This is a genomic window from Bacillus tequilensis (assembly GCF_012225885.1).
GTDB classification, from domain to species: Bacteria; Bacillota; Bacilli; order Bacillales; family Bacillaceae; genus Bacillus; species Bacillus tequilensis.
Genome location: NZ_CP048852.1, coordinates 3,337,717 through 3,361,968, shown reverse-complemented (window position 1 = coordinate 3,361,968; position 24,252 = coordinate 3,337,717). Strand labels below are relative to the sequence as shown.

General features: G+C 46.2%; 21 protein-coding genes and 3 pseudogenes. 17 read left to right on the top strand and 7 right to left on the bottom strand.

Annotation, left to right across the window (positions count from 1 at the left end; translation table 11 throughout):
* Window positions 1-58: 58 nt before the first annotated feature.
* The 4 genes from G4P54_RS17760 to sacB form a co-directional block, all read right to left on the bottom strand.
* Entirely contained in the window at window positions 59-643 is a 585-nt protein-coding gene (locus G4P54_RS17760) for a TetR/AcrR family transcriptional regulator (RefSeq protein WP_167873394.1), read from the bottom strand.
* A 94-nt stretch (window positions 644-737) separates the two neighbouring features.
* Window positions 738-2,300, bottom strand: a complete 1,563-nt coding sequence (gene aspP, locus G4P54_RS17755; protein WP_167873393.1) for an aspartate/proton symporter AspP — start codon at window positions 2,298-2,300, stop codon at window positions 738-740.
* 106 nt (window positions 2,301-2,406) lie between these two features.
* Window positions 2,407-3,957: a glycoside hydrolase family 32 protein gene (locus G4P54_RS17750; protein ID WP_024713435.1), complete on the bottom strand. Its 1,551-nt coding sequence runs from the start codon at window positions 3,955-3,957 to the stop codon at window positions 2,407-2,409.
* Between the two features lie 76 nt (window positions 3,958-4,033).
* Complete coding sequence (sacB, locus tag G4P54_RS17745; RefSeq protein ID WP_167873392.1) at window positions 4,034-5,455, bottom strand: levansucrase; 1,422 nt, start codon at window positions 5,453-5,455, stop codon at window positions 4,034-4,036.
* 523 nt (window positions 5,456-5,978) lie between these two features.
* Between sacB and G4P54_RS17740 the strand changes: the two are divergent.
* The 4 genes and pseudogenes from G4P54_RS17740 to padC form a co-directional block, all read left to right on the top strand.
* Window positions 5,979-6,398: pseudogene (locus tag G4P54_RS17740) on the top strand (DUF3471 domain-containing protein); the annotation flags it as partial.
* Window positions 6,399-6,413: 15 nt separating this feature from the next.
* Window positions 6,414-7,097, top strand: coding sequence for an aspartate/glutamate racemase family protein (locus G4P54_RS17735; RefSeq protein WP_024713438.1), 684 nt, complete (start codon window positions 6,414-6,416; stop codon window positions 7,095-7,097).
* A 151-nt stretch (window positions 7,098-7,248) separates the two neighbouring features.
* Window positions 7,249-7,670 (top strand): annotated as a pseudogene (locus G4P54_RS21415) (DUF3237 domain-containing protein).
* A 22-nt stretch (window positions 7,671-7,692) separates the two neighbouring features.
* Complete coding sequence (padC, locus tag G4P54_RS17725; protein ID WP_003235304.1) at window positions 7,693-8,178, top strand: phenolic acid decarboxylase; 486 nt, start codon at window positions 7,693-7,695, stop codon at window positions 8,176-8,178.
* A gap of 28 nt (window positions 8,179-8,206) precedes the next feature.
* Here padC and G4P54_RS17720 read toward each other — a convergent pair whose 3' ends face one another.
* The 3 genes from G4P54_RS17720 to slrR form a co-directional block, all read right to left on the bottom strand.
* The gene (locus G4P54_RS17720) at window positions 8,207-8,398 is read right to left on the bottom strand and encodes a hypothetical protein (protein ID WP_024713439.1); all 192 of its coding nucleotides are present in this window, start codon (window positions 8,396-8,398) and stop codon (window positions 8,207-8,209) included.
* 2 nt (window positions 8,399-8,400) lie between these two features.
* Window positions 8,401-9,870: a para-nitrobenzyl esterase gene (gene pnbA, locus G4P54_RS17715; RefSeq protein ID WP_167873391.1), complete on the bottom strand. Its 1,470-nt coding sequence runs from the start codon at window positions 9,868-9,870 to the stop codon at window positions 8,401-8,403.
* Window positions 9,871-9,944: 74 nt separating this feature from the next.
* Window positions 9,945-10,403 carry an HTH-type transcriptional regulator SlrR gene (slrR, locus tag G4P54_RS17710; protein WP_024713441.1) on the bottom strand — a complete coding sequence of 153 codons (459 nt, stop codon included), beginning with the start codon at window positions 10,401-10,403 and terminating at the stop codon, window positions 9,945-9,947.
* Window positions 10,404-10,648: 245 nt separating this feature from the next.
* On the opposite strand from slrR, the gene G4P54_RS17705 reads away from it, so the two are divergent.
* The 13 genes and pseudogenes from G4P54_RS17705 (at window position 10,649) to G4P54_RS17645 (ending at window position 24,248) form a co-directional block, all read left to right on the top strand.
* Complete coding sequence (locus G4P54_RS17705) at window positions 10,649-11,353, top strand: YveK family protein (protein ID WP_024713442.1); 705 nt, start codon at window positions 10,649-10,651, stop codon at window positions 11,351-11,353.
* 5 nt (window positions 11,354-11,358) lie between these two features.
* On the top strand, window positions 11,359-12,042 hold the full coding sequence (epsB, locus tag G4P54_RS17700; protein WP_024713443.1) for a protein tyrosine kinase EpsB: 684 nt from the start codon (window positions 11,359-11,361) through the stop codon (window positions 12,040-12,042).
* Window positions 12,043-12,274: 232 nt separating this feature from the next.
* A complete protein-coding gene (locus G4P54_RS17695; RefSeq protein ID WP_205781566.1) occupies window positions 12,275-14,092 on the top strand; it encodes a polysaccharide biosynthesis protein in 1,818 nt (605 codons plus the stop codon).
* Window positions 14,093-14,103: 11 nt separating this feature from the next.
* Window positions 14,104-15,249, top strand: coding sequence for a glycosyltransferase family 4 protein (locus G4P54_RS17690; protein WP_167873390.1), 1,146 nt, complete (start codon window positions 14,104-14,106; stop codon window positions 15,247-15,249).
* Window positions 15,246-16,082, top strand: coding sequence for a glycosyltransferase EpsE (epsE, locus tag G4P54_RS17685; RefSeq protein ID WP_024713446.1), 837 nt, complete (start codon window positions 15,246-15,248; stop codon window positions 16,080-16,082). The genes G4P54_RS17690 and epsE overlap by 4 nt, the downstream gene beginning before the upstream one ends.
* Window positions 16,075-17,221, top strand: a pseudogene (locus G4P54_RS17680) (glycosyltransferase family 1 protein); the annotation flags it as partial. The gene epsE and the pseudogene G4P54_RS17680, both read left to right, overlap by 8 nt.
* Window positions 17,220-18,323, top strand: coding sequence for a biofilm exopolysaccharide biosynthesis protein EpsG (gene epsG, locus G4P54_RS17675; RefSeq protein WP_167873388.1), 1,104 nt, complete (start codon window positions 17,220-17,222; stop codon window positions 18,321-18,323). The pseudogene G4P54_RS17680 and the gene epsG, both read left to right, overlap by 2 nt.
* Before the next feature lie 24 nt (window positions 18,324-18,347).
* Entirely contained in the window at window positions 18,348-19,382 is a 1,035-nt protein-coding gene (locus G4P54_RS17670; protein ID WP_167873387.1) for a glycosyltransferase family 2 protein, read from the top strand.
* Between the two features lie 4 nt (window positions 19,383-19,386).
* Entirely contained in the window at window positions 19,387-20,463 is a 1,077-nt protein-coding gene (locus tag G4P54_RS17665; RefSeq protein ID WP_167873386.1) for a polysaccharide pyruvyl transferase family protein, read from the top strand.
* Window positions 20,460-21,494 (top strand): glycosyltransferase, encoded by a 1,035-nt coding sequence (locus G4P54_RS17660; RefSeq protein WP_167873385.1) that lies wholly within the window; start codon window positions 20,460-20,462, stop codon window positions 21,492-21,494. The genes G4P54_RS17665 and G4P54_RS17660 overlap by 4 nt, the downstream gene beginning before the upstream one ends.
* Complete coding sequence (locus G4P54_RS17655) at window positions 21,491-23,008, top strand: MATE family efflux transporter (protein ID WP_167873384.1); 1,518 nt, start codon at window positions 21,491-21,493, stop codon at window positions 23,006-23,008. The genes G4P54_RS17660 and G4P54_RS17655 overlap by 4 nt, the downstream gene beginning before the upstream one ends.
* Window positions 23,005-23,613 (top strand): sugar transferase, encoded by a 609-nt coding sequence (locus G4P54_RS17650; RefSeq protein ID WP_167873383.1) that lies wholly within the window; start codon window positions 23,005-23,007, stop codon window positions 23,611-23,613. Before G4P54_RS17655 ends, G4P54_RS17650 begins: the two co-directional genes overlap by 4 nt.
* A complete protein-coding gene (locus G4P54_RS17645; RefSeq protein ID WP_024713454.1) occupies window positions 23,610-24,248 on the top strand; it encodes an acetyltransferase in 639 nt (212 codons plus the stop codon). The genes G4P54_RS17650 and G4P54_RS17645 overlap by 4 nt, the downstream gene beginning before the upstream one ends.
* The last annotated feature ends 4 nt before the right edge of the window (window positions 24,249-24,252 follow it).

Below are 24,252 nucleotides of genomic sequence, written 5' to 3'. Positions count from 1 at the left end.
AATGAACGTCAGTCATTTTTAAGGCGTTAAAAAATGAGCGGTGCGACCCAGTCATTTTTTAAGCTCTGCCTAAGCTTCGTCTTAAAAAAGTAAAAATTTCTTTTTTAGATACATCTGTATTTTCATCTTGTTCAAACCCGATATAAAATCGTTCGGCTGTATTCTCGACCAAGTTAATGATCGTTCTGGCCGTCCACTTTGCATTGATTCCTTCGGTTACCTCATGGTTTTCAATTGCCTTATTGATGATTTTTTCGAGCCAGGAATAATAAGGCTGATAAATCGTCTCCCATTTTTCCATGGAATGGTCAATCGCAAGCCCGGAGTAACAGAGGACAATAATATCCTTATGGCGTTCTGTAATGAGAAATGTCTCATCAATTAAGATATCTAAAACAGCCCAAAAATCCTCGTCTCCTTGCATTCTTCCTTTGATTTGATCCAGCGTGTGGGTGAGAAGGTTTTCTGCAATTGCCGGAATAAGGGCGTTTTTAGATGAGAAATACAAATAGAACGTTCCTTGGGCAGTGCCGGCTTTTTTGACAATATCCGAAATAGAGGCTTTGTCGAGACCTTTTTCAGAAATAACCTCAATGGCAGCCTGCAGAATTTTTTCATATTTGGCCGATGTTTGTTTTCGCATGAGGAACACCTCCTGTAATGACTGACTATCATTCATTTTATCGCGGGCATGTGCGTTTGTAAAGAAAATAGAAGCAGGAAAACTTCCTGCTTCTTTATTTATCATAATCAATGGCGGCTTTCGGGAGCCCGGTATACTTCGCCCAGTAGAAAATCGCAAGGGAGCCGATGGCGATTAAAATGAGATCGACGGGATTGCTGATGATGCCTAATCCATGTCCGAAAGAGCCGATATAGGAAAAGATCAGCATCATAATATAAAACCCGATGAGCCACCATGCTGATTTCAGCTGCTGAGCAAGGCTCACATCCTCTTTAGGCGCATATTTGCTGAAGCAGAGATAGATCAAAAACATGATAAGTTGTGACCCGAGCAGCCAGGACACGGTTTTCCATCCGGACCAGTATACGATAAACGCCGTAAAAATAAAGGATAGCGGTCCGATGATGCTCATTCCTTTTAAATAAAACGGCCTGTTTAAGTCCCTCGCATTAACCCTCAGCGCTGCTGAGCAAATCGGGGCAATCGCATATGAAAGGATAAGTGCGACAGAACAGACATTGACAAGCGCGTTCCACGAAGGGAAGGGAAGCGTCCAGAAAATCGACATGGCAAACGAAAGCCAGAGTGAAGCGCGGGGCGTTCCTGTTTCTTTATTGACCTTTGAAAATATGCCGAATAATGTGCCGTTCCGCGCCCAGGCGTAAACGAGCCGAGACGTCGTGTTCATGAAAATATTCCCGTTTCCTCCGGGAGACAGAATGGCGTCTAAAATGACAAGCGTTGCAAGCCAGCCTAAGCCGAGCATGACCGCAATATCTTTAAACGGCAATGAAAATTCCCGCCCGATAGCCGGCCAGCCGTGTTTTAGCGTTTCTGTCGGGATCGCCCCGATAAAGGTAATCTGCAGAATCGTATAAATAATCGTTGAAACGATAATGCAAATGATTAAAGCGATCGGGATATTGCGTTTTGGATTTTGCACTTCACCTGCAACAGCCACAATCGGGTGCAGGCCGAGATAGGCAAACATGACGCCGCCTGTCGAGATCGCAGCCTGAATGCCTGTAAAACCAAACGGTGCAAATCCTTCAACATATAAATTTTCAGGCTGAAAGTGAAAGATCAGCACGATAATGATGGTAATCGGTACAATATATTTAAAAATGGATATGATGAAATTTGCCTTAGCGAAGGTTTTGACGCTCCAATAATTCAGCAGGAAAAACAAGCAGAGCAAGGCAAACTGCAAGATCCAGCCTGCAATCGTCGGCGAATCAGATCCTTTTGCGGTCAGGCCGGGAAACCAATAGGCGACATACTGGCGCACTGCGGTCACTTCAATTGAAATCAGGCTTGTGTAAGCGACAATGGTGACAAATGAAATTAAATAGCCGACAAGGTGGCCATGCGAATACACGGGGTATCGAATGATGCCTCCGGTGCGAGGCAGAGCGGCTCCAAGCTCCGCGTACACGAGTCCGATTAACAGAATGATGGCTCCGCCGATGATCCAGGAAAAAGCGCCGGAGGGTCCTGCTTTTGAAGCAACATTACTGACGGCGAACAGCCATGCTGATCCAAAGATGGCTCCCATCCCAATCAAAATCAGATCCAACAGCGACATTGATTTTTGAAAATTTCCTTGTTTAGACATCCGCTTCCTCCTTAGAAACCAGCCTTATATTCCTTACAATGCCCAATCTGCAACAGAGAATACCGCTCTAATAAAAAAACAGGTGCAGCCCGGGCTGCACCTGTTTTTATTCATGAATCGAATCCAAATGTGTCATCGTTATATTTTTGAATGAGGCTGTGCCGCCGTCAGAATAAAGGGTGATGCCTTTATCTTCAGGTTTTGGGAACACTTCATTTGAAAAAACGGTTTTCCCGTCGCCGACAAAAACTTCTATCGTTGTTTTATCGACGAGAATTTTTAAATGCGCCTGATTTTTACTTACATCATAAGGTGCTTTGCTTTCGACATAGGTATTGCTTTTGTCAGGCTGATTTGCGGCCGCTCTGTTGACATATGCATAGCCGCCCTCGGCGAAAATGCCGACATCAATATGGCGTTTTTGGTCTTCTGACTCTCTCAGTCTGACACCTGCATTCTTCAGCTCTGACCAAGAAAGATCCATATCAAGCTGGTACGTATCACCTGTGATCGACAGTGTTTTTGATCCGTTCACATCCTGATCCTCTATTTTGTCAGTCGAAACGGTCAGCTGCTCTAAAGCTTCGATCGGCTGTGAGATGAGGCTGTATGTGCCGTCCTGCTCCTGCAGCCGGAGTTCGCGTATGACAGAATCTGTGCCGTTAAAGCCGTCCTTCATTGTCGGTGTGTTGTTGGCGTAATCCCAATTGTTCATCCAAGCAAGTGCATACCGTTTTTCTAATGGATCTGTGCTTTTGCCGTCTTCGAACGTCACGCCGCCGTACCAGTCAAAACCGTAGTCAAGCCATTGGGCTTCAGTTTGATCAGCTGTAAATTCTTTTCCATCGAAGCTTCCGGTCCAGTAGGCGTACGTATTTGGTTTGCCCCAAGGTTTGCCGTTTGCGCTCGCGCCGAGAACCCATTTATTCGTTCCATCACTAGCCCGCATCATGTAGAGGTCGGGACATTCCACAATGCCTGCCTGCTCTGGGAAGAATCCGTTTGTGTAGCGCCAGTCCTTTAGATTATCAGATTCATAAAAGCCGATTTTTGATCCTTCAGCCATGACCATTACCCATTTGTTGTCCTGGTCATCCCATATGACTTTCGGGTCTCTGAAATCATCTGTACCCGGATTAGGCATGATGGGGTTATCACTGAAAGGCTTGAATGATTTTCCTTTGTCTGTGCTGTACCACAAATGCTGCTCCTGCTTTTTGTCTTTGGCAGAAGGCTGTGTCACAATCGCGACAAGCGCGTTTTTCCCGAATCCGGCTGTGTTTTCTTTATCGATCACGACAGAACCGGTCCAAATGTCACCGGCTGGGTTTGTATATTTCGGGATTGCCACGCCTTCATCAGTCCAATGCACCAAATCCTCTGATACGGCATGGCGCCATTCTGTGCCATTCCCATTTGGATAATCCCGGTTATACAGATAGAAATAATGATACTGTCCATCCAAAAAGATCGGTTTTTGAGGGTCGTTTTTCCATTTGTTAGGAGTTGTGAAATGATAGGCCGCCCGGTAGTCCGGCTTCTGTGTTGATTTTGTTTTTTTGACAGGTTCTTCTTTTGGCAATAAGCCGATAAACAGCAATATTCCTAAAAAGGTCAGGAATACGCTTAGCCATTTGCCTGTTTTTATATAGTTCATATGGGATTCACCTTTATGATCTTGATAAGAAATAAAAGAAAATGCCAATAGGATATCGGCATTTTCTTTTACGTTTTTATTTGTCAACTGTTAATTGTCCTTGTTCAAGGATGCTGTCTTTCACAACAGATGTTTTATCGCCTTTGATGTTCATCAGGAAGCTTGGCGCAAACGTTGCTTTTTTGTCTTCAAAGAAGCCTCTGTTTGTCATATAGCTTGTAATCACGACATTGTTTCCTTTAGCTTGAGGAACAGCGAAGTGTGAGTAAGTAAATGTCACATCGTTAGGGTCAAGATCCATTTTTAACACAAGGCCTGTTTTGTTCAGCGGCTTGTATGGGCCAGTTAAGGAATTAGATACATAACCAAGCATGTAAATGTCATTAGATGTAATGCCGTCGATTGTCATTTTTGATCCGCGGGAGTCAGTGAATAGATACCATTTGCCATTCATTTTAAAGACGTTCGCGCGTTCGATTTCATCTGTGACTGTGTTAGAAGCAATCAGCGGCTTCTTGACTTTTTTCAGTGTGTAGTCATCGTTTAGCTCGATCATGCCGAGTGCGCCGTTAGCTAATTCAGCATCGCGTTTTTTATCGCTTTGCAGAAGCTTTTTGCTTTCTTCACGGAAGAAAGATGTGCTTTTGCCATAGTATGCTTTGTTAAATAAAGACTCTTCGCCTTGGTAACCGTTGTCAGTACCAGTGTTCGCTTCAAATACTAAGTATTTATGGCCTTTATCCTCTACGTAGTGCGGGTCTCTCAGCGTATGGTTATCACCGGAGCTGTAGTTGCCTTCATCGATGAACTGCTGTATATTTTGATACGTTTTGCCGTCACCGTCAAAGATTGATTTGAAATCCTCTACACCGTTGATGTTCAGAGAGCTGTCTGATGCTGATACGTTAACCTGTGCAGTTGTCAGTGTTTGTTTGCCGTAATGTTTACCAGAAAAGTCAGTGTAGAACAAACGGATGTGACCGTCAGAAGTGAATGTCGCTGAACCGGACCATTCTTGTGTTTGGTCTTTTAGGATTGAATCATTTGCATCGAATTTGTCGCTGTCTTTGAAGACGCGTCCAGCGTTTTTCCAGCTGTCAATAGAAGTTTCGCCGACTTTTTGATAGAACATATAAATGGATGTATCATCCGCATCTTTAGGGTTTCCGGCTAATGCGAAAACGATGTGGTAGCCATGATAGTTTGCGACTGTGCCGTCAGCGTTTTGCAATGGCCAGCTGTCCCAAACGTCCAGGCCTTGTGCAGAAGAGATATTTTTAATTGTGGATGAATCAAATTCAGGCACCTGATATTTTTCATTTTTTTGCTGTTCAGGGATTTGAAGCATGTCTTGGCGTGTAATATGGGAAATGCCGTAAGTTTTCTTATACGGTTTTTGAGTTGTTTCTTTCGCAAACGCTTGAGTCGCGCCTCCTGCCAACAGTGCAGTAGTAAAGGTTAATACGGTTGCTTGTTTTGCAAACTTTTTGAAGTTCATCGTTCATGTCTCCTTTTTTATGTACTGTAAAAGTGATCCGCTTCTTCCAGCCCTCCTGTTTAAAGATGGCAAGTCAGTTACACAATAAAAAAGACCTAAAATATGTAAGGGATGGCGTCAAAGAATACACTCTGCCCTTTACACATTTTAGGTCTTGCCTGCTTTATCAGTAACAAACCTGCGTGATTTACTTTTCGACATCATTCTATTAGACTCTCGTATCGATTGCAACTGGTCTATTTTCCTCTTTTGTTTGATAGAAAATCATAAAAGGATTTAAAGAGTATAGGTCTAAAGAACTAAAATAATGATCTGTTTCTTTTCGTTCTCTGTATTTTTTATAGTTACTCTTGCATGGGTATAAAGTTGCCTTTTTAATAATAATTCAGAAAATAGCAAGGTGAATCTTTTTGAAATATTTGAAACATTCATAGCTTAGTAACGTACAAAGATATGGGAGGTGGATGAATGAAACAGGATAAAGGAAGGCACCTGAAGGCGTTATTTAAGGCATTAGGCGAAAATGATGATCCGATATATTGACCATCGCATAACGCTGATCTATTTAAGCAATAAGGAAGAGGATGCTGGATACGAACAGGAAATTCTGCAGGCAGCGGAGAATATTTTATTTGATCAGCCGTATGAAATCCCAGAACGTCCTGCTGATAAAAAAAAGATAGAAATTGCTCCTGCAATATACAGCCGCTATGTTGGCTGCTATGTCCTTCAGGATGGGACGGCTGCACGGGTGACAGCAGAAAATGACCGGCTTTATTTGGAGATCACTGGGCAGCTGAGACTGGAATTATTTCCTTCCTCAGAAACCCGTTTCTTTTTGCGGTCATTGTCTGTTGAAATAGAATTTGTTTTAGGTGATGGTGCTGCGAAAAGCTTTATCATCTATGAAGATGGCACAGAAGAAGCGATCCGCACGGATTAGAAAGGATTGAACGTAATGATAGGAATATTAGCCGGAATGGGGCCGAAATCGACATCACCGTTTGTTGATAAGGTCATTGATTACTGTCAGAAGCTGTATGGCGCTGAAAACGATATTGACTACCCGCACATGATGATCTATTCATGTCCGACACCCTTCTATGCAGATCGTCCCATTGACCATGATGAGATGAAAAGAGCGATTATTGATGGAGCGGTAAAGCTCGAAAAGACAGGTGTTGATTTCATTGCTCTCCCTTGTAATACGGCGCATGTGTACTATGAAGAGATTCAGCGGGAATTGTCGGTTCCTTTGTTACATATCATTGAGGAAACGATAAAAGAAATGCCGCATACTGCAAAAAAAGTTGCGGTTTTAGGAACAGATTCTACCATGCAATCAGGTATCTACCAAAAAGGTTTGAAGGCGAACGGGCAGAAATTTGTTCACAAGGATCATTGGCAGCAGGCTGTAAATCAGCTCATCACCGCAATCAAAAAGCCAAATCATATGCAGGATCCACAAGCATTGTGGCAAACGCTATATGAAGAAATCAGTCAGCATGCAGACAGCATTATTTCAGCCTGCACGGATTTAAATGCGGTGTTAGACAATATTCAAAGTGAGATTCCGATTATCGATTCCTCAGACTGTCTTGCAAAAAGCACCGTTAGCACATATCTTGCCTATCAAAGCTAACAAGGACTGTATCAAACAGTCCTTGTTTTTTATATTCCTATTGGTTTGACAGCTATATGTAATAGTGTTAAAGTAAACATGTAAATAGTTACATGATTTTTAAGGCGAGGCAGCGCTTGTGATGAATCCGGTTTTTAAATGATTCGCCTCTTTGGAAACCAAGGTTGATCCGCCTATTCCTATTTGTGGGACAGGCCTGGGATTGAGATGTTTCATTCCGATTCGTTCGGGAACAATAACTGGAGAAATAAAGGAGCGTATTTTGCCGGGCGGTGCCGGTTCACAAATCATTCACGCTGACGGCAGTACAGATTGATCTGCCAGATATGGATCGAAACAGCCGATCATGAACTGATTTACATTGAAAACAATGGAATACGGCAAGTCAGCGATCTGTTTTGAAAACAGGACGCGGCCGGGGAAATGATTGATCCGGCGCATGTTTATTTCCGTATGGTGCCGACATTTGAAACAGGCAGTGAAGCCTATCAACGGCTGCATGACCGCTTGTTTATCGGTTCCGCAGAAAGAACCCCTGATTACGTTCGACTAGACATTTATGCAGTACAGTAAAAGACTAAGGAGAGTGTGAAAGATGGAAAACTTTATCGGAAGCCACATGATTTATACTTATGAAAATGGATGGGAATACGAGATTTATATTAAAAACGACCATACAATCGATTATAGAATTCATAGCGGAATGGTTGCCGGACGCTGGGTACGGGATCAGGAAGTCAATATTGTCAAACTGACAGAAGGCGTATATAAAGTGTCTTGGACAGAACCTACAGGCACAGATGTTTCATTAAATTTTATGCCGAATGAAAAACGCATGCACGGCATTATTTTCTTCCCGAAATGGGTGCATGAACATCCTGAAATTACGGTCTGCTATCAAAATGACCACATTGATCTGATGAAAGAATCCCGCGAGAAATATGAAACGTATCCGAAATATGTTGTACCTGAGTTTGCAGAGATTACATTTCTGAAAAACGAGGGAGCCGATAATGAAGAAGTGATTTCGAAAGCTCCTTATGAAGGAATGACAGACGATATTCGCGCAGGAAAATTATAAGAAACAGAAAAACCCGGGATCAAGAGAATTACTTCTCTTTCCCGGGTTTTCTTTTTGCTGAATATGAGGGAACCATCACAATCCCCGCGAAAAACAGTATGATTCCAGTCCAGCGCATGGGCTGATAATAGGCTGTGTCCCGTAAAAAAATCACTGCTGACAAAATGATGATACAAGCGGCCACCACAATGACAGCGCCAATATATCCTGTTTTCCCCATGTTTATTCTCCTTGTGAAGGGAATAGTTTTTGCCTTTTTTCAGCGTCAGGATCGCTTTCGATGGCAATCTCTGAATCTAAAATCAGCGTCTTTCTTGTTTCTTCATCATACGATGGCCATTTTACATCTTTAGTGCTTGGGTTTCCCGTTTTTGCGAACGTGATCCATGTTGATTGTATAGTGTGAGACAGCTGTTTTACATCTTCGGTAATCTCCGCTTTTGCCATTCGTTCTAACCCGTCCAGATTTCCGAAAACAAAAGGAATCTCTAAGGCGTGAACCGCTTTATGAAACGGCGGATGATCCGAGTGCCAATCAAAGCGGTACATCCAGACAGGCGCGTAATGGGACTGGGCGGATGCATAGGCAACCGACGGACGCCAAAACAATAAATCAGTCATCATATGAATTTGGCTTTCCAGCGAACGCGGATAAAGATCGGCAACTTTCTCGGCCAGCGGCTGCCCTAATAAATACTCGAGCGCGGCATCAAGCGTTTCTTGTGAAAGAACCTCTGAGTCCGGGGTGAAAAATAAATATCCTTCATCTCGGTTTGTACCGATGATCAGCGGAATGCCGTCAGCAGCACCTTCTGCGATCGCTTTTTGCGGTTCAGCAGGCAGCGTTTTCGGATCAAGGGCGGGCTGGAAAAATAACTGAAAGATATTTTCATTTTCTTCTTTCCGAAGCTGATCGGCCGCTTTAAGCAAATCTTCCGCAGGTATAGTGTGCAATCTGTCTAATCGGCTTTCGTCAATCCCAAGGACCTGTAAAAAGGCGGCAGCGGTGCTAGCCGCTTTTTCTTTTGTCATCGTTCGGGAAGCGCCGCTTTCCATGATCGCTTTCTGGAACAGGCCTTTTGCCGCAGGCATAGCGAGCAGCGCCGCAATGCTCATGCTGCCTGCGGATTCTCCAAATACCGTTACGTTATCCGGATCACCGCCAAACGCTGAGATATTGTCCCGCACCCATTTCAGAGCGGCGGCCTGGTCCAAAAGCCCAAGGTTGTCGGAATACGCCTCATCAAATGAAGACAGATGTAAAAATCCAAACGGTCCTAGCCGGTAGTTCAGTGTAACGACAATGACCTCTCCTTGCGCGGCAAGTTTTGATCCGTCATACAATGGCTCACTGCCTGACCCAAGATAAAAAGCGCCGCCGTGAATCCACACCATAACAGGCAGGTTTTGACTTGGAGTGTCAGGCGCGAACACATTGAGATACAGGCAATCCTCGGACTGGCGGGGCAGCTCAGTATACGAAAGTGACAGCAAATCAGACGGCTGAGGGCAAATCGGGCCGTACGCTGTTGCGTCCAGTTCGTTTTCCCAAGCTTTAGGCGGCTCCGGTGCTTTGTAACGCAATTGTCCGACAGGCGGCTCTGCATAGGGGATGCCTTTCCATATATGTACGCCATTTTCTGTTGTGCCTTTTACTTTGCCGTATTGCGTCGTTACTGTTTGATGAGTCATCGTGTTCTCTCCCTTTTTCCCCCATTATAAACAGATTTGTCCTGAAGATGCGAACGTCAGCCCTTAGCCGATATTCATCTGCCCATCGTTTTGAAAAAGGATTTGACTTCCTGAACGGTCAAGCCGATTTCTCTTGCTTCCGCCATCAGCGCCTTCCATTCTTCTATATTGGATTCTGTCAGTTTACGGTTGCGGTAGGAGGCGGTTTCAGACGGTTCTTTCCTCAGTTTGTTCGTAAAAGTGAACAGTTCCTCCTTTTCCATTCCGGCTTGGACAGCTTGCACAAGATGCACACGCCATTCCTCTTCACCGCCGCTGATTTTTTCATACATCATTGTTTCTGCGTCGAATAATTCTGTTAATTCAACCTCCAAGGTAGCGGAAATTTTCTTTAAAAATTGAACGGACGGATTCGTATGAACGCCTCTTTCAATCTTGCTTAAATAGGATTTAGATACACCTGATTCAATAGCCAGCTGATTAATAGAATAGCCTTTTCTTTTACGGTATAAACGGATAATTCTTCCAATCATAATGTGAAATTCTCCTCTATTCCTGTCGTTATTTTGTTCATTATAAGGAATTAATTGTTCTTTATAAAATTTAAAATAGTAAGGGAAGTGCAGTAAATTAGAGGAAAATCACGATTTTGTTCTCTAAAGAGAACTTATTGGCTTATTTTGAAATTTTTAAATAATACTCTTTTCTTTTATAATCCAATCATTAACAGAAAGGGGCGCGGGAAGCCAGACGCGGGAAGGCTAATGGCTATGAATACATGAATGAGAATATGAGTTTTAAAGAATTATATGCGATTGTCAGACACAGATTCGTGCTGATTTTGCTCATTACAATCAGCGTCACTCTGATTACGGGTTATGTGCTATATAAGGTCATTTCACCGACCTATCAGGCATCGACACAAGTGCTGATTCATCAATCAGACGGTGAAGAAAACTCGCATCTCAGTGACATCCAGCGAAATCTTCAATACAGCAGCACGTTCCAATCGATTATGAAAAGCACTGCCTTGATGGAAGAGGTCAAGGGAGAATTGCACCTTTCTGAATCAGCTTCCTCGCTGAAAGGAAAAGTGATGACAAGCAGTGAAAATGAATCAGAAATTATTACTGTTGCCGTCCAGGATCACGATCCGGCAAAAGCGGCTGAGATTGCGAACACATTAGTAAGCAAGTTTGAAAAAGAAATAGATAAACGAATGAATGTGCAAGGCGTGCATATTTTATCAGAGGCGAAGGCTTCTGAAAGCCCGATGATCAAGCCGGCCAGGATGCGAAATATGATCATGGCTTTTGGCGCTGCAGTCATGGGCGGCATTACACTGGCATTTTTTCTGCATTTTCTCGATGATACGTGCAAAAGCGCACGGCAGCTCAGCGAGAGAACCGGATTATCATGCTTAGGCTCCGTTCCTGATGTCCAAAAAAGGCGGAACCGAGGGATAACACATTTTGGGGAGTGAAGCGAGTGGTTTTTAGAAAAAAGAAAGCAAGGCGGGGATTGGACCAAATATCCGTTTTACACAATAAATCAATTGTTGCAGAACAATATCGCACCATTCGGACAAACATTGAGTTCTCATCTGTCCAGACCAACTTGCGGTCTATCCTCGTCACCTCCTCTGTGCCTGGTGAAGGTAAATCGTTTAGTGCTGCGAACCTTGCGGCTGTCTTTGCACAGCAGGAGGAAAAGAAGGTGCTGCTGGTGGATGCCGATTTAAGAAAACCGACCATCCATCAGACATTCCAAGTTGAAAATATAACCGGGCTGACAAATGTCCTGGTCGGTAATGCTTCACTCAGTGAGACGGTGCAAAAGACACCAATCGATAACTTATATGTGCTGACAAGCGGGCCGACACCGCCGAATCCGGCTGAACTGCTGTCTTCAAAAACGATGGGAGATTTAATCGCTGACATTTATGAACAATTCAGCCTTGTCATCTTTGATTCTCCTCCGCTTTTGGCAGTCGCGGATGCTCAGATTTTAGCAAATCAGACAGACGGCAGCGTGCTCATCGTTTTAAGCGGAAAAACAAAAAACGATACCGTCCTGAAAGCGAAGGATGCACTGGAACAATCCAATGCGAAGCTGTTAGGCGCTCTTTTAAACAAAAAGAAAATGAAAAAATCAGAACACTATTCCTACTAATAGATTGTAAAGGTGATGTCTCCTGACCTATATCAATGGAGGCACTCGGCTCTGCTGTGGGCAGCTGATTTGCTGCCTTAGATGCTGGTCGTCGCTGGCGGGGTGTGAGGATGGGTTAAATGCCCACTTATCTGATATATACATAGGATGTGTTGTCGGTTTAGCTGCTGACAATGTTTCGAAGACGAAAACCGCTGCAGCTAAACCGATAAAAGAATTAGGGGGGAAAAGGTTGAGTTACCGGAGAAGACTGTCCATGATTATTGCATTGGATACTTATCTTGTTTTACATTCAGTTATTGCAGGATATCAATTTTTAGAAGATTCCTATCAGTTTTATGACTCCGGAGCATTATTGCTTACCGCTGTCAGCTTGCTCCTCAGTTATCATGTATGTGCTTTCCTGTTTCATCAGTATAAACAGGTGTGGACATACACAGGACTCGGCGAGCTGCTCGTCCTGCTTAAGGGCATTACGCTATCAGCCGCTGTGACCGGCGTCATTCAGTATGCTGTGTATCATACGATGTTTTTCCGTCTGTTAACCGCGTGCTGGGTGCTTCAGCTTTTGTCCATCGGAGGAACCCGTGTTTTATCCAGAGTGGTAAAAGAAAGTATTAGAAAAAAACGCAGCGCCTCGTCCCGCGCATTGATTATCGGGGCGGGTTCAGGCGGAACACTGATGGTCAGGCAGCTGCTTTCAAAAGATGATCCTGACATCCTGCCAGTCGCTTTTATTGATGACGACCAAACAAAGCATAAATTAGAAATTATGGGGCTGCCCGTGATCGGCGGAAAAGAAAGGATCATGCCTGCGGTGCAAAAGCTCAAAATTAACTATATTATTATCGCCATTCCTTCACTCCGCACCCATGAGCTTCAGATGTTATATAAAGAATGCGTGCGAACGGGAGTAAACATTAAAATTATGCCTCATTTTGATGAAATGCTATTAGGCACACGAACTGCCGGGCAAATCAGAGATGTAAAAGCTGAGGATTTGCTCGGCAGAAAACCGATTACTCTCGACACAAGTGAAATTTCGAACCGCATCAAAGGAAAAACAGTTCTCGTCACGGGAGCGGGCGGGTCAATCGGCTCAGAAATCTGCCGGCAGATCAGCGCGTTTCAGCCTGAGGAAATTATTCTGCTCGGCCATGGGGAAAACAGCATTCATTCTATTTATACAGAGCTGAACGGACGATTCGGCAAACACATCGTATTCCGTACGGAAATCGCGGATGTGCAGGACCGCGATAAAATGTTTACCTTGATGAAAAAGTACGAGCCGCATGTTGTCTACCATGCAGCCGCCCATAAGCATGTGCCGTTAATGGAACACAATCCTGAAGAGGCTGTCAAAAACAACATCATTGGAACAAAAAATGTCGCGGAAGCAGCCGATATGGCGGGGACAGAAACGTTTGTGCTGATTTCATCCGACAAAGCGGTGAACCCGGCCAACATCATGGGGGCGACAAAACGATTTGCTGAGATGGTTATTATGAATCTCGGAAAAGTCAGCAGAACCAAATTTGTTGCTGTCCGTTTCGGCAATGTACTCGGGAGCCGCGGCAGCGTCATTCCGATTTTTAAAAAACAGATTGAAAAAGGCGGACCGGTGACGGTCACACATCCGGCAATGACCCGCTATTTCATGACGATTCCCGAGGCATCAAGACTTGTCATCCAAGCCGGGGCACTGGCGAAAGGGCGCCAAATTTTCGTTCTCGATATGGGAGAGCCCGTAAAGATTGTAGACCTTGCCAAAAACCTCATTCATTTGTCCGGCTACACGACTGAGCAAGTTCCAATCGAATTCACAGGCATTCGTCCCGGTGAAAAAATGTATGAGGAATTGCTCAACAAAAATGAAGTGCACACTGAACAAATCTTTCCGAAAATACATATCGGTAAAGCGGTGGACGGCGATTGGCCGGTGCTGATGCGCTTTATCGAGGACTTTCATGAGCTGCCGGAAGCCGATCTGAGAGCGAGGCTGTTTGCGGCGATCGATACAGACAAAATGACGGCTGCCAGTGTTCATTAGGGGGAGTAAAGATGACGAAAAAGATATTGTTTTGCGCGACTGTCGATTATCATTTTAAAGCCTTTCACCTCCCTTACTTTAAATGGTTTAAACGAATGGGCTGGGAGGTTCATGTCGCCGCGAGCGGACAAACCAAGCTCCCGTATGTGGATGAGAAATTCTCCATACCGATTCGCAGATCGCCTTTTCATCCTCACAATCTGTCCGTCTACAGGCAGCTGAAGGAAGTGATCGATACCCATCAATACGACATCGTCCATTGCCATACGCCGGTCGGCGGCGTGCTGGCCAGACTAGCGGCGCGAAAGGCGCGGCGGCAAGGAACAAAGGTGCTGTACACTGCTCACGGATTTCACTTCTGCAAAGGAGCGCCGATAAAAAATTGGCTTCTTTACTATCCGGTTGAAAAATGGCTTTCGGCCCATACAGATTGTCTGATTACAATCAATGAGGAGGATTACACACGGGCGAAGGGACTTCAAAGGGTCGGTGGCATGACGCAGAAAATTCACGGCATCGGCGTCAATACCGAGCGCTTCCGGCCCGTCAGCCTGAAAGAGCAGCAAAGACTCAGAGAAAAACACGGATTTCGCGAGGATGATTTTATCTTGGTTTATCCCGCTGAGCTCAATCTGAACAAAAATCAGAAGCTGTTAATCGAGGCCGCAGCCTTGCTGAAAGACAAAATTCCGTCGCTCCGCCTTGTTTTTGCCGGAGAAGGAGCGATGGAACAAACGTATCGAACATTAGCTGAAAAGCTTGGCGCTTCCCGGAATGTCCGCTTTTACGGCTTTTGCCGAGACATACATGAGTTGATTCAGCTTGCGGATGTGTCTGTCGCATCCAGCATCAGAGAGGGTCTCGGCATGAATGTGCTTGAGGGGATGGCGGCGGAAAAACCGGCAATTGCCACGGATAACCGCGGGCATCGGGAAATCATCAGAGACGGAGAAAACGGTTTTCTAGCCAAAATCGGTGACAGTGCCGAGTTTGCCGGCCGGATTGAACAGTTGTATCATAAGCCGGAACTCCGCAGAAAGCTGGGACAGAAAGGCCGAAAAACAGCCTTGCGCTTTTCTGAGGCGCGAACGGTAGAAGAAATGGCAGATATTTATTCCGTCTACATGGATATGGATACAAAGGAGAAAAGCATATGAACTCAGGACCAAAAGTTTCTGTCATTATGGGCATATATAATTGTGAACGCACTTTGGCGGAAAGCATTGAATCCATTCTCAGCCAGTCCTATAAAAATTGGGAGCTGATTATGTGCGATGATGCGTCCACAGACGGCACGCTCCGCATCGCGAAGCAGTATGCGGCTCATTACAGCGACCGCATCAAGCTGATTCAAAACAAAACAAACAAGCGGCTTGCCGCATCATTAAATCATTGTCTTTCGCATGCGGAAGGAGAGTATATCGCGCGCCAGGACGGAGACGACCTTTCATTTCCGCGCCGTCTGGAAAAGCAGGTCGCGTTTTTAGAAAAGCACCGCCACTATCAGGTGGTTGGCACAGGCATGCTTGTGTTTGATGAATATGGTGTAAGAGGCAAACGCATTCTGCCATCTGTTCCTGAGCCGGGCATCATGGCAAAAGGGACCCCGTTTTGCCACGGGACAATTATGATGAGAACGAGCGCCTACCGCACGCTGAAAGGCTACCGTTCGGTGCGGCGGACGAGACGGATGGAGGATATTGATTTGTGGCTTCGCTTTTTTGAAGAAGGTTTCAGGGGCTACAATCTTCAGGAAGCCTTGTATAAAGTAAGGGAAGACAGCGATGCATTCAAGCGGCGGTCATTTACATATTCAATCGACAATGCCATCCTTGTCTATCAGGCATGCAGGCGCTTAAAGCTCCCTTTATCTGATTACATATATATCGCAAAACCGTTAATCCGCGCGTGTATGCCTGCAGCTGTGATGAATCGCTACCACAAAAAAAGAGTGATGAACCAAAAGGAAGGGCTTGTCAAGCATGAATAGCAGCCAAAAACGCGTGCTTCATGTTCTAAGCGGCATGAACAGGGGCGGCGCGGAAACCATGGTGATGAATTTATATCGGAAAATGGACAGAAGCAAAGTACAATTTGATTTTTTAACATATCGAAATGATCCGTGCGCTTATGATGAAGAAATTTTATCTTTAGGCGGGCGGCTTTTTTATGTCCCGAGCATCGGGCAAAGCAATCCCCTTACATTTGTGAGGAATGTGAGAAACACGATTAAAGAAAATGGGCCGTTCAGCGCGGTTCATGCGCATACGGATTTCCAAACGGGTTTTATCGCCCTTGCGGCAAGGCTTGCCGGAGTGCCGGTCAGGGTATGCCATTCCCACAATACGTCATGGAAGACGGGCTTCAATTGGAAGGATCGCCTGCAGCTGATGATGTTCAGGAGGCTTATCTTGGCGAATGCGACAGCACTGTGTGCCTGCGGAGAGGATGCGGGCAGGTTTTTATTCGGGCGGTCCCGCATGGAGCGTGTTCAGCTCCTTCCGAACGGGATTGATCTAGATTTGTTTGCGCCAAACGGGCAGAGGGCTGATGAAGAAAAAACAGCGCGAGGCATTGCAGCTGACCGTCTCATCATTGGGCATGTGGCCAGATTTCATGAAGTGAAAAACCACGCGTTTCTGCTGAAGCTTGCTTCACATCTCAAGGAACGAGGGATTCGCTTTCAGCTTGTCCTCGCAGGAGACGGGCCGCTGCGAGAGGAGATAGCAAAGGAGGCGCGGCGGCAGGATCTGCTTTCAGATGTCCTCTTCTTAGGCACTGAGGACCGCATTCATGAATTGATGCGCACCTTTGATGTGTTTGTCATGCCGTCTCTGTATGAAGGCTTGCCGGTTGTGCTTGTGGAAGCGCAGGCGTCTGGGCTTCCATGCATCATTTCAGATACGATTACAGAAAAAGTCGACGCCGGTCTTGGTCTTGTGACGAGATTGAATCTTTCTGAGCCGATCGGCGTCTGGGCTGAAACCATTGCAAGGGCCGCCGCAGCAGGCAAGCCGAAGCGTGAGCTCATCAAAGAAACGCTCGCTGAACTCGGCTATGATGCACGGCAAAATGTAGGAGAGCTGCTGAATATGTACAATATCAGCGGCGGAAAAGGACAATAACGATGCTTGTATATACCGTCAATATGGGGATTGTATATATTTGGTCCTGGTTTGCCAAAATGTGCGGCAGCCGTGACGATTCGCTTGCCACAGGGTATCGGCCGAATAAGCTTTTGATCTGGATTCCGCTTGCTTCACTTGTTCTTGTGTCGGGTCTCCGTTACAGAGTCGGAACGGATTTTCAGACGTACACACTGCTGTACGAATTGGCGGACGATTATCAAAATGTGTGGCAAATATTCGGTTTCGGCACAGCGAAAACGGCGACAGATCCGGGTTTTACCGCACTCCTTTGGCTGATGAATTTCATCACGAAAGATCCGCAAATCATGTATATCACGGTTGCGGCCGTGACCTACAGCTTTATTTTGAAGACACTCGCCGACTATGGCAGGCCGTTTGAGCTGAGTGTCTTTTTATTTTTGGGAACCTTTCATTATTACGCGTCTTTTAACGGCATCAGGCAATACATGGTGGCAGCCGCTTTATTTTGGGCAATCCGTTACATCATCAGCGGGAACTGGAAGCGATATTTTCTGATCGTGGTGATCAGCTCGCTCTTTCATTCCTCGGCGCTGATTATGATTCCAGTGTATTTTATTGTCAGAAGAAAAGCCTGGTCACCTGCGATATTCGGCCTATCAGCTCTATTTCTCGGCATGACGTTTTTATATCAAAAATTTATTTCTGTGTTTGTCGTTGTACTTGAAAACAGCTCCTACAGCCATTATGAAAAATGGCTCATGTCGAATACAAATGGAATGAATGTGATCAAAATCGCTGTCTTGATTCTGCCGCTGTTTCTTGCCTTTTGCTACAGGGCGCGTCTGCGGAAGCTGTGGCCGCAAATCGATATCGTCGTCAATTTGTGCCTGCTTGGTTTTTTGTTCGGGCTTTTGGCCACAAAGGACGTCATCTTTGCCAGATTCAATATTTATTTCGGTCTGTATCAATTGATCTTAGTCCCTTATTTTGTCAGGATATTTGATGAAAAATCGAATGCCCTTATTTATATCGCGATCGTTGTTTGTTATTTACTTTACAGTTATTTGCTTATGCCGGTTGATTCGTCCGTTCTGCCTTACAGAACGATTTTTTCCCGGTAATTTATGCAAGAGGAGCCGGTCATTATGGAAACACCTGCGGTTAGTCTGCTAGTCGCTGTTTATAACACAGAAACATATATCAGAACATGTCTCGAATCACTGCAGAACCAGACGGTGAACAATATTGAAATCATCATCGTCAATGACGGTTCGGCAGATGCCAGCCCGGATATCGCGGAGGAATACGCCAAAAAGGATCACAGGTTCAGGGTGATTCACCAGGAGAACCAGGGGCTCGGCGCGGTTCGGAATAAAGGCATTGAGGCGGCCCGCGGCGAGTTTATCGCGTTTATCGATTCAGATGATTGGATTGAGCCTGATTATTGCGAACGAATGCTCCAGGCAGCAGACGACGAAACTGATCTGATCATTTGCAATTATGCCGCGGAGTTTGAGGACACTGAAAAAACCATGGTCTCCGACATTGCGGAAACCTATCAGGATCAGCCGAAGGAGCACTATATCAAGGCGTTATTTGAAGGAAAGGTCAGAGGGTTTTCCTGGAACAAGCTGTACAGAAGAAGCATGGTTGAAGCACATCGGCTGTCGTTTCCGCTCCGGGGCGAGCTGGAGCATGTCGAGGATCAGTTTTTCAGCTTCAGGGCTCATTTTTTCGCCCGCTCGGTATCCTATGTGAAAGCGCCGCTCTATCATTACCGAATTCACCTTTCCTCCATTGTGCAGCGCTATCAGAACAAACTGTTTGAATCAGGGCTTGCGCTGTACGAGGCGAATGCGGTGTTTTTACAGGAGAACAACAAACTGGAGGAGTATCATAAGGAGCTTGATACCTTTATCGTTCTTCACAGCAGCATCTGTATGCTGAATGAATGGAAAACGAGCGGCAGCCGCCGGCTGTTTGAAAAACTTAGAAATATCGGCGTGATTTGCGCGGACCCGGTGTTTCAAGAGAGCCTCTCAAAAACGGGAACTGCGCCTTTTGACGCGAAACGGTCCTGCATGCTGCTGATGGCGAAATACAGAATGATTCCGTTCGTCGCTATGGCATCGGCTGTGTATCAGCGTGTGATCGAGTACAAAATGAGAAACAGAGGGTGAGGACATGTCATTACAATCATTGAAAATCAATCTTGCAGAATGGCTGCTGCTTAAGGTCAAATATCCGTCACAATATTGGCTGGGTGCGGCAGATCAGCCGGTAAAGGCCGCAGCGTATCAGAAAAAAATCATACTGACCCTGCTGCCGTCCCATGATAATTTGGGAGATCACGCGATTGCTTATGCCAGCAAGGCATTTCTTGAGCGGGAATACCCCGATTTTGACATCGTCGAAATCGATATGAAGGACATTTATAAATCAGCAAAAGCGCTGCTCCGTTCGCGCCATCCAGAGGATATGGTGTTTATCATCGGGGGCGGAAACATGGGCGATTTATACCGTTATGAGGAGTGGACGCGCCGTTTCATCATTAAAACATTTCACGACTATCGGGTGATCCAGCTTCCGGCAACGGCTCATTTTTCCGACACGAAGAAAGGGCGCAAAGAGCTGAAACGGGCGCAGAAAATTTATAACGCGCACCCCGGCTTATTGTTGATGGCCCGCGATGAAACGACGTATCAGTTTATGAAACGGCATTTTCAAGAGAAAACGATTTTGAAGCAGCCCGACATGGTGCTGTATTTAGACAGAAGCAAGACCCCCGCAGAACGCGATGGGGTTTATATGTGTTTGCGCGAGGATCAGGAAAGCGTTCTTCAGGAGGATGAGAGAAAAAGGGTCAAGGCCGCGCTTTTTGAAGAGTTCGGCGACATTCAATCCTTTACGACAACGATCGGGCGCAGGGTCGGCAGGGATTCACGGGAACAGGAGCTTGAAGCGCTGTGGTCTAAGCTGCAAAGCGCAGAGGCTGTTGTTACTGACAGGCTTCACGGCATGATTTTTTGCGCGCTGACAGGAACGCCGTGTGTCATCATTCGCTCCTTCGACCATAAGGTGATGGAAGGCTATCAATGGCTCAAAGACATCCCATCCATGAGGCTGATTGAACATCCGGATCCGGAGCGTGTGACAGCCGCAGTAAAAGAGCTGTTAACAAAAGAAACGCCTGGTGCCGGCTTTCCGAGAGATGTGTATTTTAAAGGGCTGCGTGACAAAATCAGCGGTGAAGTGCAATGACTCCGCTCGTCAGCGTTATAGTCCCGATGTATAATGTTGAACCATTTATAGAGGAGTGCATTGATTCTCTGCAGCGTCAAACGCTTTCTGATATTGAAATCATCCTCGTGAATGACGGCTCGCCGGATCGTTCTGGCGAGCTTGCAGAGAACTATGCAAAACGAGATGCGAGAATCCGGGTCATCCATCAGACAAACGGCGGGCTGAGTGCTGCGCGAAATGCGGGAATAAGAGCCGCAAAGGGGACGTACATCGGCTTTGTTGACGGAGACGATTATGTATCTTCCGACATGTTCCAGAGGCTGATTGAAGAAGCAGAGCAAAATCAGCTAGACATCGCCGGGTGCGGTTTTTACAAGCAGTCAGCGGACGGGCAGACTTATGTGCCGCCGCAGCTTGACACAAACCGCGTGCTGACAAAACCGGAAATTGCTGAACGGCTCAAACATGCTCACGAAACGAGATTTATATGGTATGTATGGCGTTATGTGTATCGCCGTGAGCTTTTGGATAGAACCAATCTGATGTTTGCTGAAGACATCCGTTTTGCCGAAGATTCCCCCTTCAATTTGTCCGCTTTTTGCGGAGCGAAACGGGTGAAAATGCTGGATGAAGGCTTGTACATCTATCGTGAAAACCCGAACAGCCTGACAGAAGTTCCTTATAAGCCGGCGATGGATGAACAGATTCAAAAGCAATATCAGGCGAAAATGGCATTCTACAATCAACACGGCTTAGCGGGTGCATGCAAAGAAGATTTGAATGTGTACATATGCAGGCACCAGCTTCCGATGCTTTTGGCAAACGCCTGTGCTTCTCCGAATCCGCCGAAAGACATCAAAAAGCAGATCAGACGGATTTTATCCTATCACATGGTGCGCCAGGCTGTCAGACATACACCGGTTCAGCATAAGCAATTATTAAGAGGCGAGCGTTTGGTATTAGCACTGTGCAAATGGCGGCTCATATTTCTCATCAAGCTGTTTTTCGAGCAGCGGGGAACAATGAAAGGCAGTGCGAAGCAGGCATGAAATTCACGATCAACTTCAGCGCTAATCTTGCGGCATTCCTCTTGTCCGTTTTCCTGTCGGTCTGGATGACGCCTTTCATTGTGAAAACGCTTGGTGTGGAAGCGTTCGGCTTTGTTCATTTAACACAAAACGTGATTAATTACTTTTCAATTATCACCGTGGCGCTCAGCTCGGTTGTCGTGCGCTTCTTTTCTGTCGCCGCCCACAGAGGAGAACGGGAAAAAGCAAATGCGTATATCAGCAATTATTTGGCGGCGTCTGTTTTGATTTCATTGCTTCTTTTGCTGCCGCTTGCGGCCTCGGCTTTTTTGATTGACCGGGTGATGAACGTGCCGCTGGCGCTCTTGGCTGATGTGCGTTTGTCGATTTTGATAGGCAGTCTGCTGTTTATTTTAACGTTTTTGATGGCGGGGTTCGGCGCTGCACCCTTTTATGCCAACCGCCTTTATATCACCAGCTCCATTCAGGCGGTGCAAATGCTTGTACGCGTTTTGTCTGTGCTGCTTTTGTTTGCATGTTTTGCGCCGAAAATCTGGCAGATCCAGCTTGCTGCTTTAGCTGGCGCTGTCATAGCATCTGTGCTGTCTTTCTATTTCTTCAAAAAACTGATTCCGTGGTTCTCGTTTCGTATGAAGGATCTTTCTTTCCGAGTAAGCAAGGACCTGTTTCAAGCAGGCGCGTGGAACTCCGTCAATCAAATCGGCGTTCTGCTTTTTTTGCAGATTGATCTATTAACCGCCAATTTGGTGCTGGGAGCGTCTGCGGCAGGGAAGTATGCGGCGATTATCCAGTTTCCGCTGCTGCTGCGAAGCTTGGCTGGAACGGTCGCATCTCTGTTTGCGCCGCTTATGACTTCGTATTACTCAAAAGGCGATATGGACGGATTGGTGGATTACGCCAATAAGGCAGTGAGGCTGAACGGTCTTCTGCTCGCGCTTCCTGCTGCCTTATTGGGCGGATTGACGGGGCCTTTTCTGACGATTTGGCTCGGACCATCCTTTTTGTCTATAGCACCGCTTTTATATATTCATGCCGGATACTTGGTGGTCAGCCTCGCCTTTATGCCGCTGTTTTATATAGCGACAGCTTTTAATAAACAAAAAACACCGGCGATTGTGACCTTGCTGCTAGGTGCGGTGAATGTGGTGCTGGCTGTCACGCTGAGCGGTCCGGCTCATCTCGGCCTGTACGGCATTACATTGGCGGGGGCGATTTCCCTTATTTTAAAAAATGCCATCTTTACGCCGCTTTACGTATCCCGCATTACCGGCTATAAAAAGCACGTGTTCTTCAAAGGCATCATCGGGCCTCTTTCAGCCGCTGTGTTTGCCTGGGCGGTTTGTGAGGCGATCCGGTTCGTTGTGAAGATTGACGGATGGGCATCACTGATAGCGGCGGGAATGACAGTCAGCTGCTGCTACGCCGTTTTCGCGTTTACGTTTGTTTGTACGAAAGAGGAAAGACAGCTGGTACTGAAACGGTTACGAAAAACGAAAGGAGCTGTGAATCTTTGATCCTGAAACGACTTTTTGATCTGGCGGCCGCCACTCTTTTATTGTGCTGCACAAGTATTATCATTTTGTTCACCATCGCCGTTATCAGGCTGAGAATAGGATCACCTGTCTTCTTTAAGCAAGTAAGGCCGGGCCAGAACGGCAAGCCGTTCACCCTTTATAAATTCCGAACGATGACGGATGAACGGGACAGTGAAGGAAACCTGCTGCCCGATGAAGTCAGGCTGACGAAAACGGGCAGGCTGATCAGAAAGCTGAGCATTGATGAGCTTCCGCAGCTGCTGAATGTTCTAAAAGGCGATCTGAGCCTTGTCGGCCCGCGGCCGCTTTTGATGGACTATCTTCCGCTTTATACAGTAAAGCAGGCCCGGCGCCATGAGGTGAAGCCGGGGATCACAGGCTGGGCGCAAATCAATGGCAGAAACGCGATTTCCTGGGAAAAGAAATTTGAATTAGATGTTTGGTACGTTGACAACCGGTCATTTTTTCTCGATTTAAAAATTTTATGTTTGACGGTGCGAAAAGTACTCGTTTCTGAAGGGATTCAGCAAACCAATCATGTGACCGCGGAACGCTTTACCGGAAGCGGAGATGTGTCCTCATGAGAAACGTGGCCATTGTGGGTGACGGGGGACACGGAAAGGTGATCAGAGAACTGATTAACGCTCGGCCAGACACACGCTTAGCCGCTGTGCTGGATGATAAATTCAGAACGCTTGAATCCGGAAAAGAGTGGTACACAGGTCCGCCGGAAGCCGTTATTGAATTGCGTAAGCTCATTCCCGATGTGCTCTTTCTGATCGCAATCGGAAACAACAGTGTCAGAAAAAAGCTGGCAGAGCGGCTGAGACTGAAAAAAGAAAATTTCATTACATTGATTCACCCATCAGCCATCGTCAGCGAGTCAGCTGTCATCGGGGAAGGGACCGTGATTATGGCGGGCGCGATTATTCAGGCGGACGCGCGTATCGGCGCCCACTGCATCATCAATACGGGCGCAGTGGCGGAGCATGATAATCAAATCAGTGATTACGTCCATCTTTCCCCGCGAGTCACGCTGTCAGGAGCAGTTGCCGTTCAGGAAGGCGCCCACCTCGGAACCGGTGCTTCTGTCATTCCGCAGCTCACAATCGGGGCCTGGAGCACTGTGGGCGCCGGCTCCGCGGTGATCCGTTCCATACCGGACCGGGCAACGGCGGCCGGTGCCCCGGCGCGCACGATTTCTTCCATTCAAACATAAACAC

What these genes read in the sequence shown, in the direction of transcription:
- G4P54_RS17760 (WP_167873394.1), bottom strand. Translation starts at nt 643, where the DNA reads ATGCGAAAACAAACATCGGCCAAATATGAAAAAATTCTGCAGGCTGCC.
- aspP (WP_167873393.1), bottom strand. Translation starts at nt 2,300, where the DNA reads ATGTCTAAACAAGGAAATTTTCAAAAATCAATGTCGCTGTTGGATCTG.
- G4P54_RS17750 (WP_024713435.1), bottom strand. Translation starts at nt 3,957, where the DNA reads ATGAACTATATAAAAACAGGCAAATGGCTAAGCGTATTCCTGACCTTT.
- sacB (WP_167873392.1), bottom strand. Translation starts at nt 5,455, where the DNA reads ATGAACTTCAAAAAGTTTGCAAAACAAGCAACCGTATTAACCTTTACT.
- G4P54_RS17735 (WP_024713438.1), top strand. Translation starts at nt 6,414, where the DNA reads ATGATAGGAATATTAGCCGGAATGGGGCCGAAATCGACATCACCGTTT.
- padC (WP_003235304.1), top strand. Translation starts at nt 7,693, where the DNA reads ATGGAAAACTTTATCGGAAGCCACATGATTTATACTTATGAAAATGGA.
- G4P54_RS17720 (WP_024713439.1), bottom strand. Translation starts at nt 8,398, where the DNA reads ATGGGGAAAACAGGATATATTGGCGCTGTCATTGTGGTGGCCGCTTGT.
- pnbA (WP_167873391.1), bottom strand. Translation starts at nt 9,870, where the DNA reads ATGACTCATCAAACAGTAACGACGCAATACGGCAAAGTAAAAGGCACA.
- slrR (WP_024713441.1), bottom strand. Translation starts at nt 10,403, where the DNA reads ATGATTGGAAGAATTATCCGTTTATACCGTAAAAGAAAAGGCTATTCT.
- G4P54_RS17705 (WP_024713442.1), top strand. Translation starts at nt 10,649, where the DNA reads ATGAATGAGAATATGAGTTTTAAAGAATTATATGCGATTGTCAGACAC.
- G4P54_RS17690 (WP_167873390.1), top strand. Translation starts at nt 14,104, where the DNA reads ATGACGAAAAAGATATTGTTTTGCGCGACTGTCGATTATCATTTTAAA.
- epsE (WP_024713446.1), top strand. Translation starts at nt 15,246, where the DNA reads ATGAACTCAGGACCAAAAGTTTCTGTCATTATGGGCATATATAATTGT.
- epsG (WP_167873388.1), top strand. Translation starts at nt 17,220, where the DNA reads ATGCTTGTATATACCGTCAATATGGGGATTGTATATATTTGGTCCTGG.
- G4P54_RS17670 (WP_167873387.1), top strand. Translation starts at nt 18,348, where the DNA reads ATGGAAACACCTGCGGTTAGTCTGCTAGTCGCTGTTTATAACACAGAA.
- G4P54_RS17665 (WP_167873386.1), top strand. Translation starts at nt 19,387, where the DNA reads ATGTCATTACAATCATTGAAAATCAATCTTGCAGAATGGCTGCTGCTT.
- G4P54_RS17660 (WP_167873385.1), top strand. Translation starts at nt 20,460, where the DNA reads ATGACTCCGCTCGTCAGCGTTATAGTCCCGATGTATAATGTTGAACCA.
- G4P54_RS17655 (WP_167873384.1), top strand. Translation starts at nt 21,491, where the DNA reads ATGAAATTCACGATCAACTTCAGCGCTAATCTTGCGGCATTCCTCTTG.
- G4P54_RS17645 (WP_024713454.1), top strand. Translation starts at nt 23,610, where the DNA reads ATGAGAAACGTGGCCATTGTGGGTGACGGGGGACACGGAAAGGTGATC.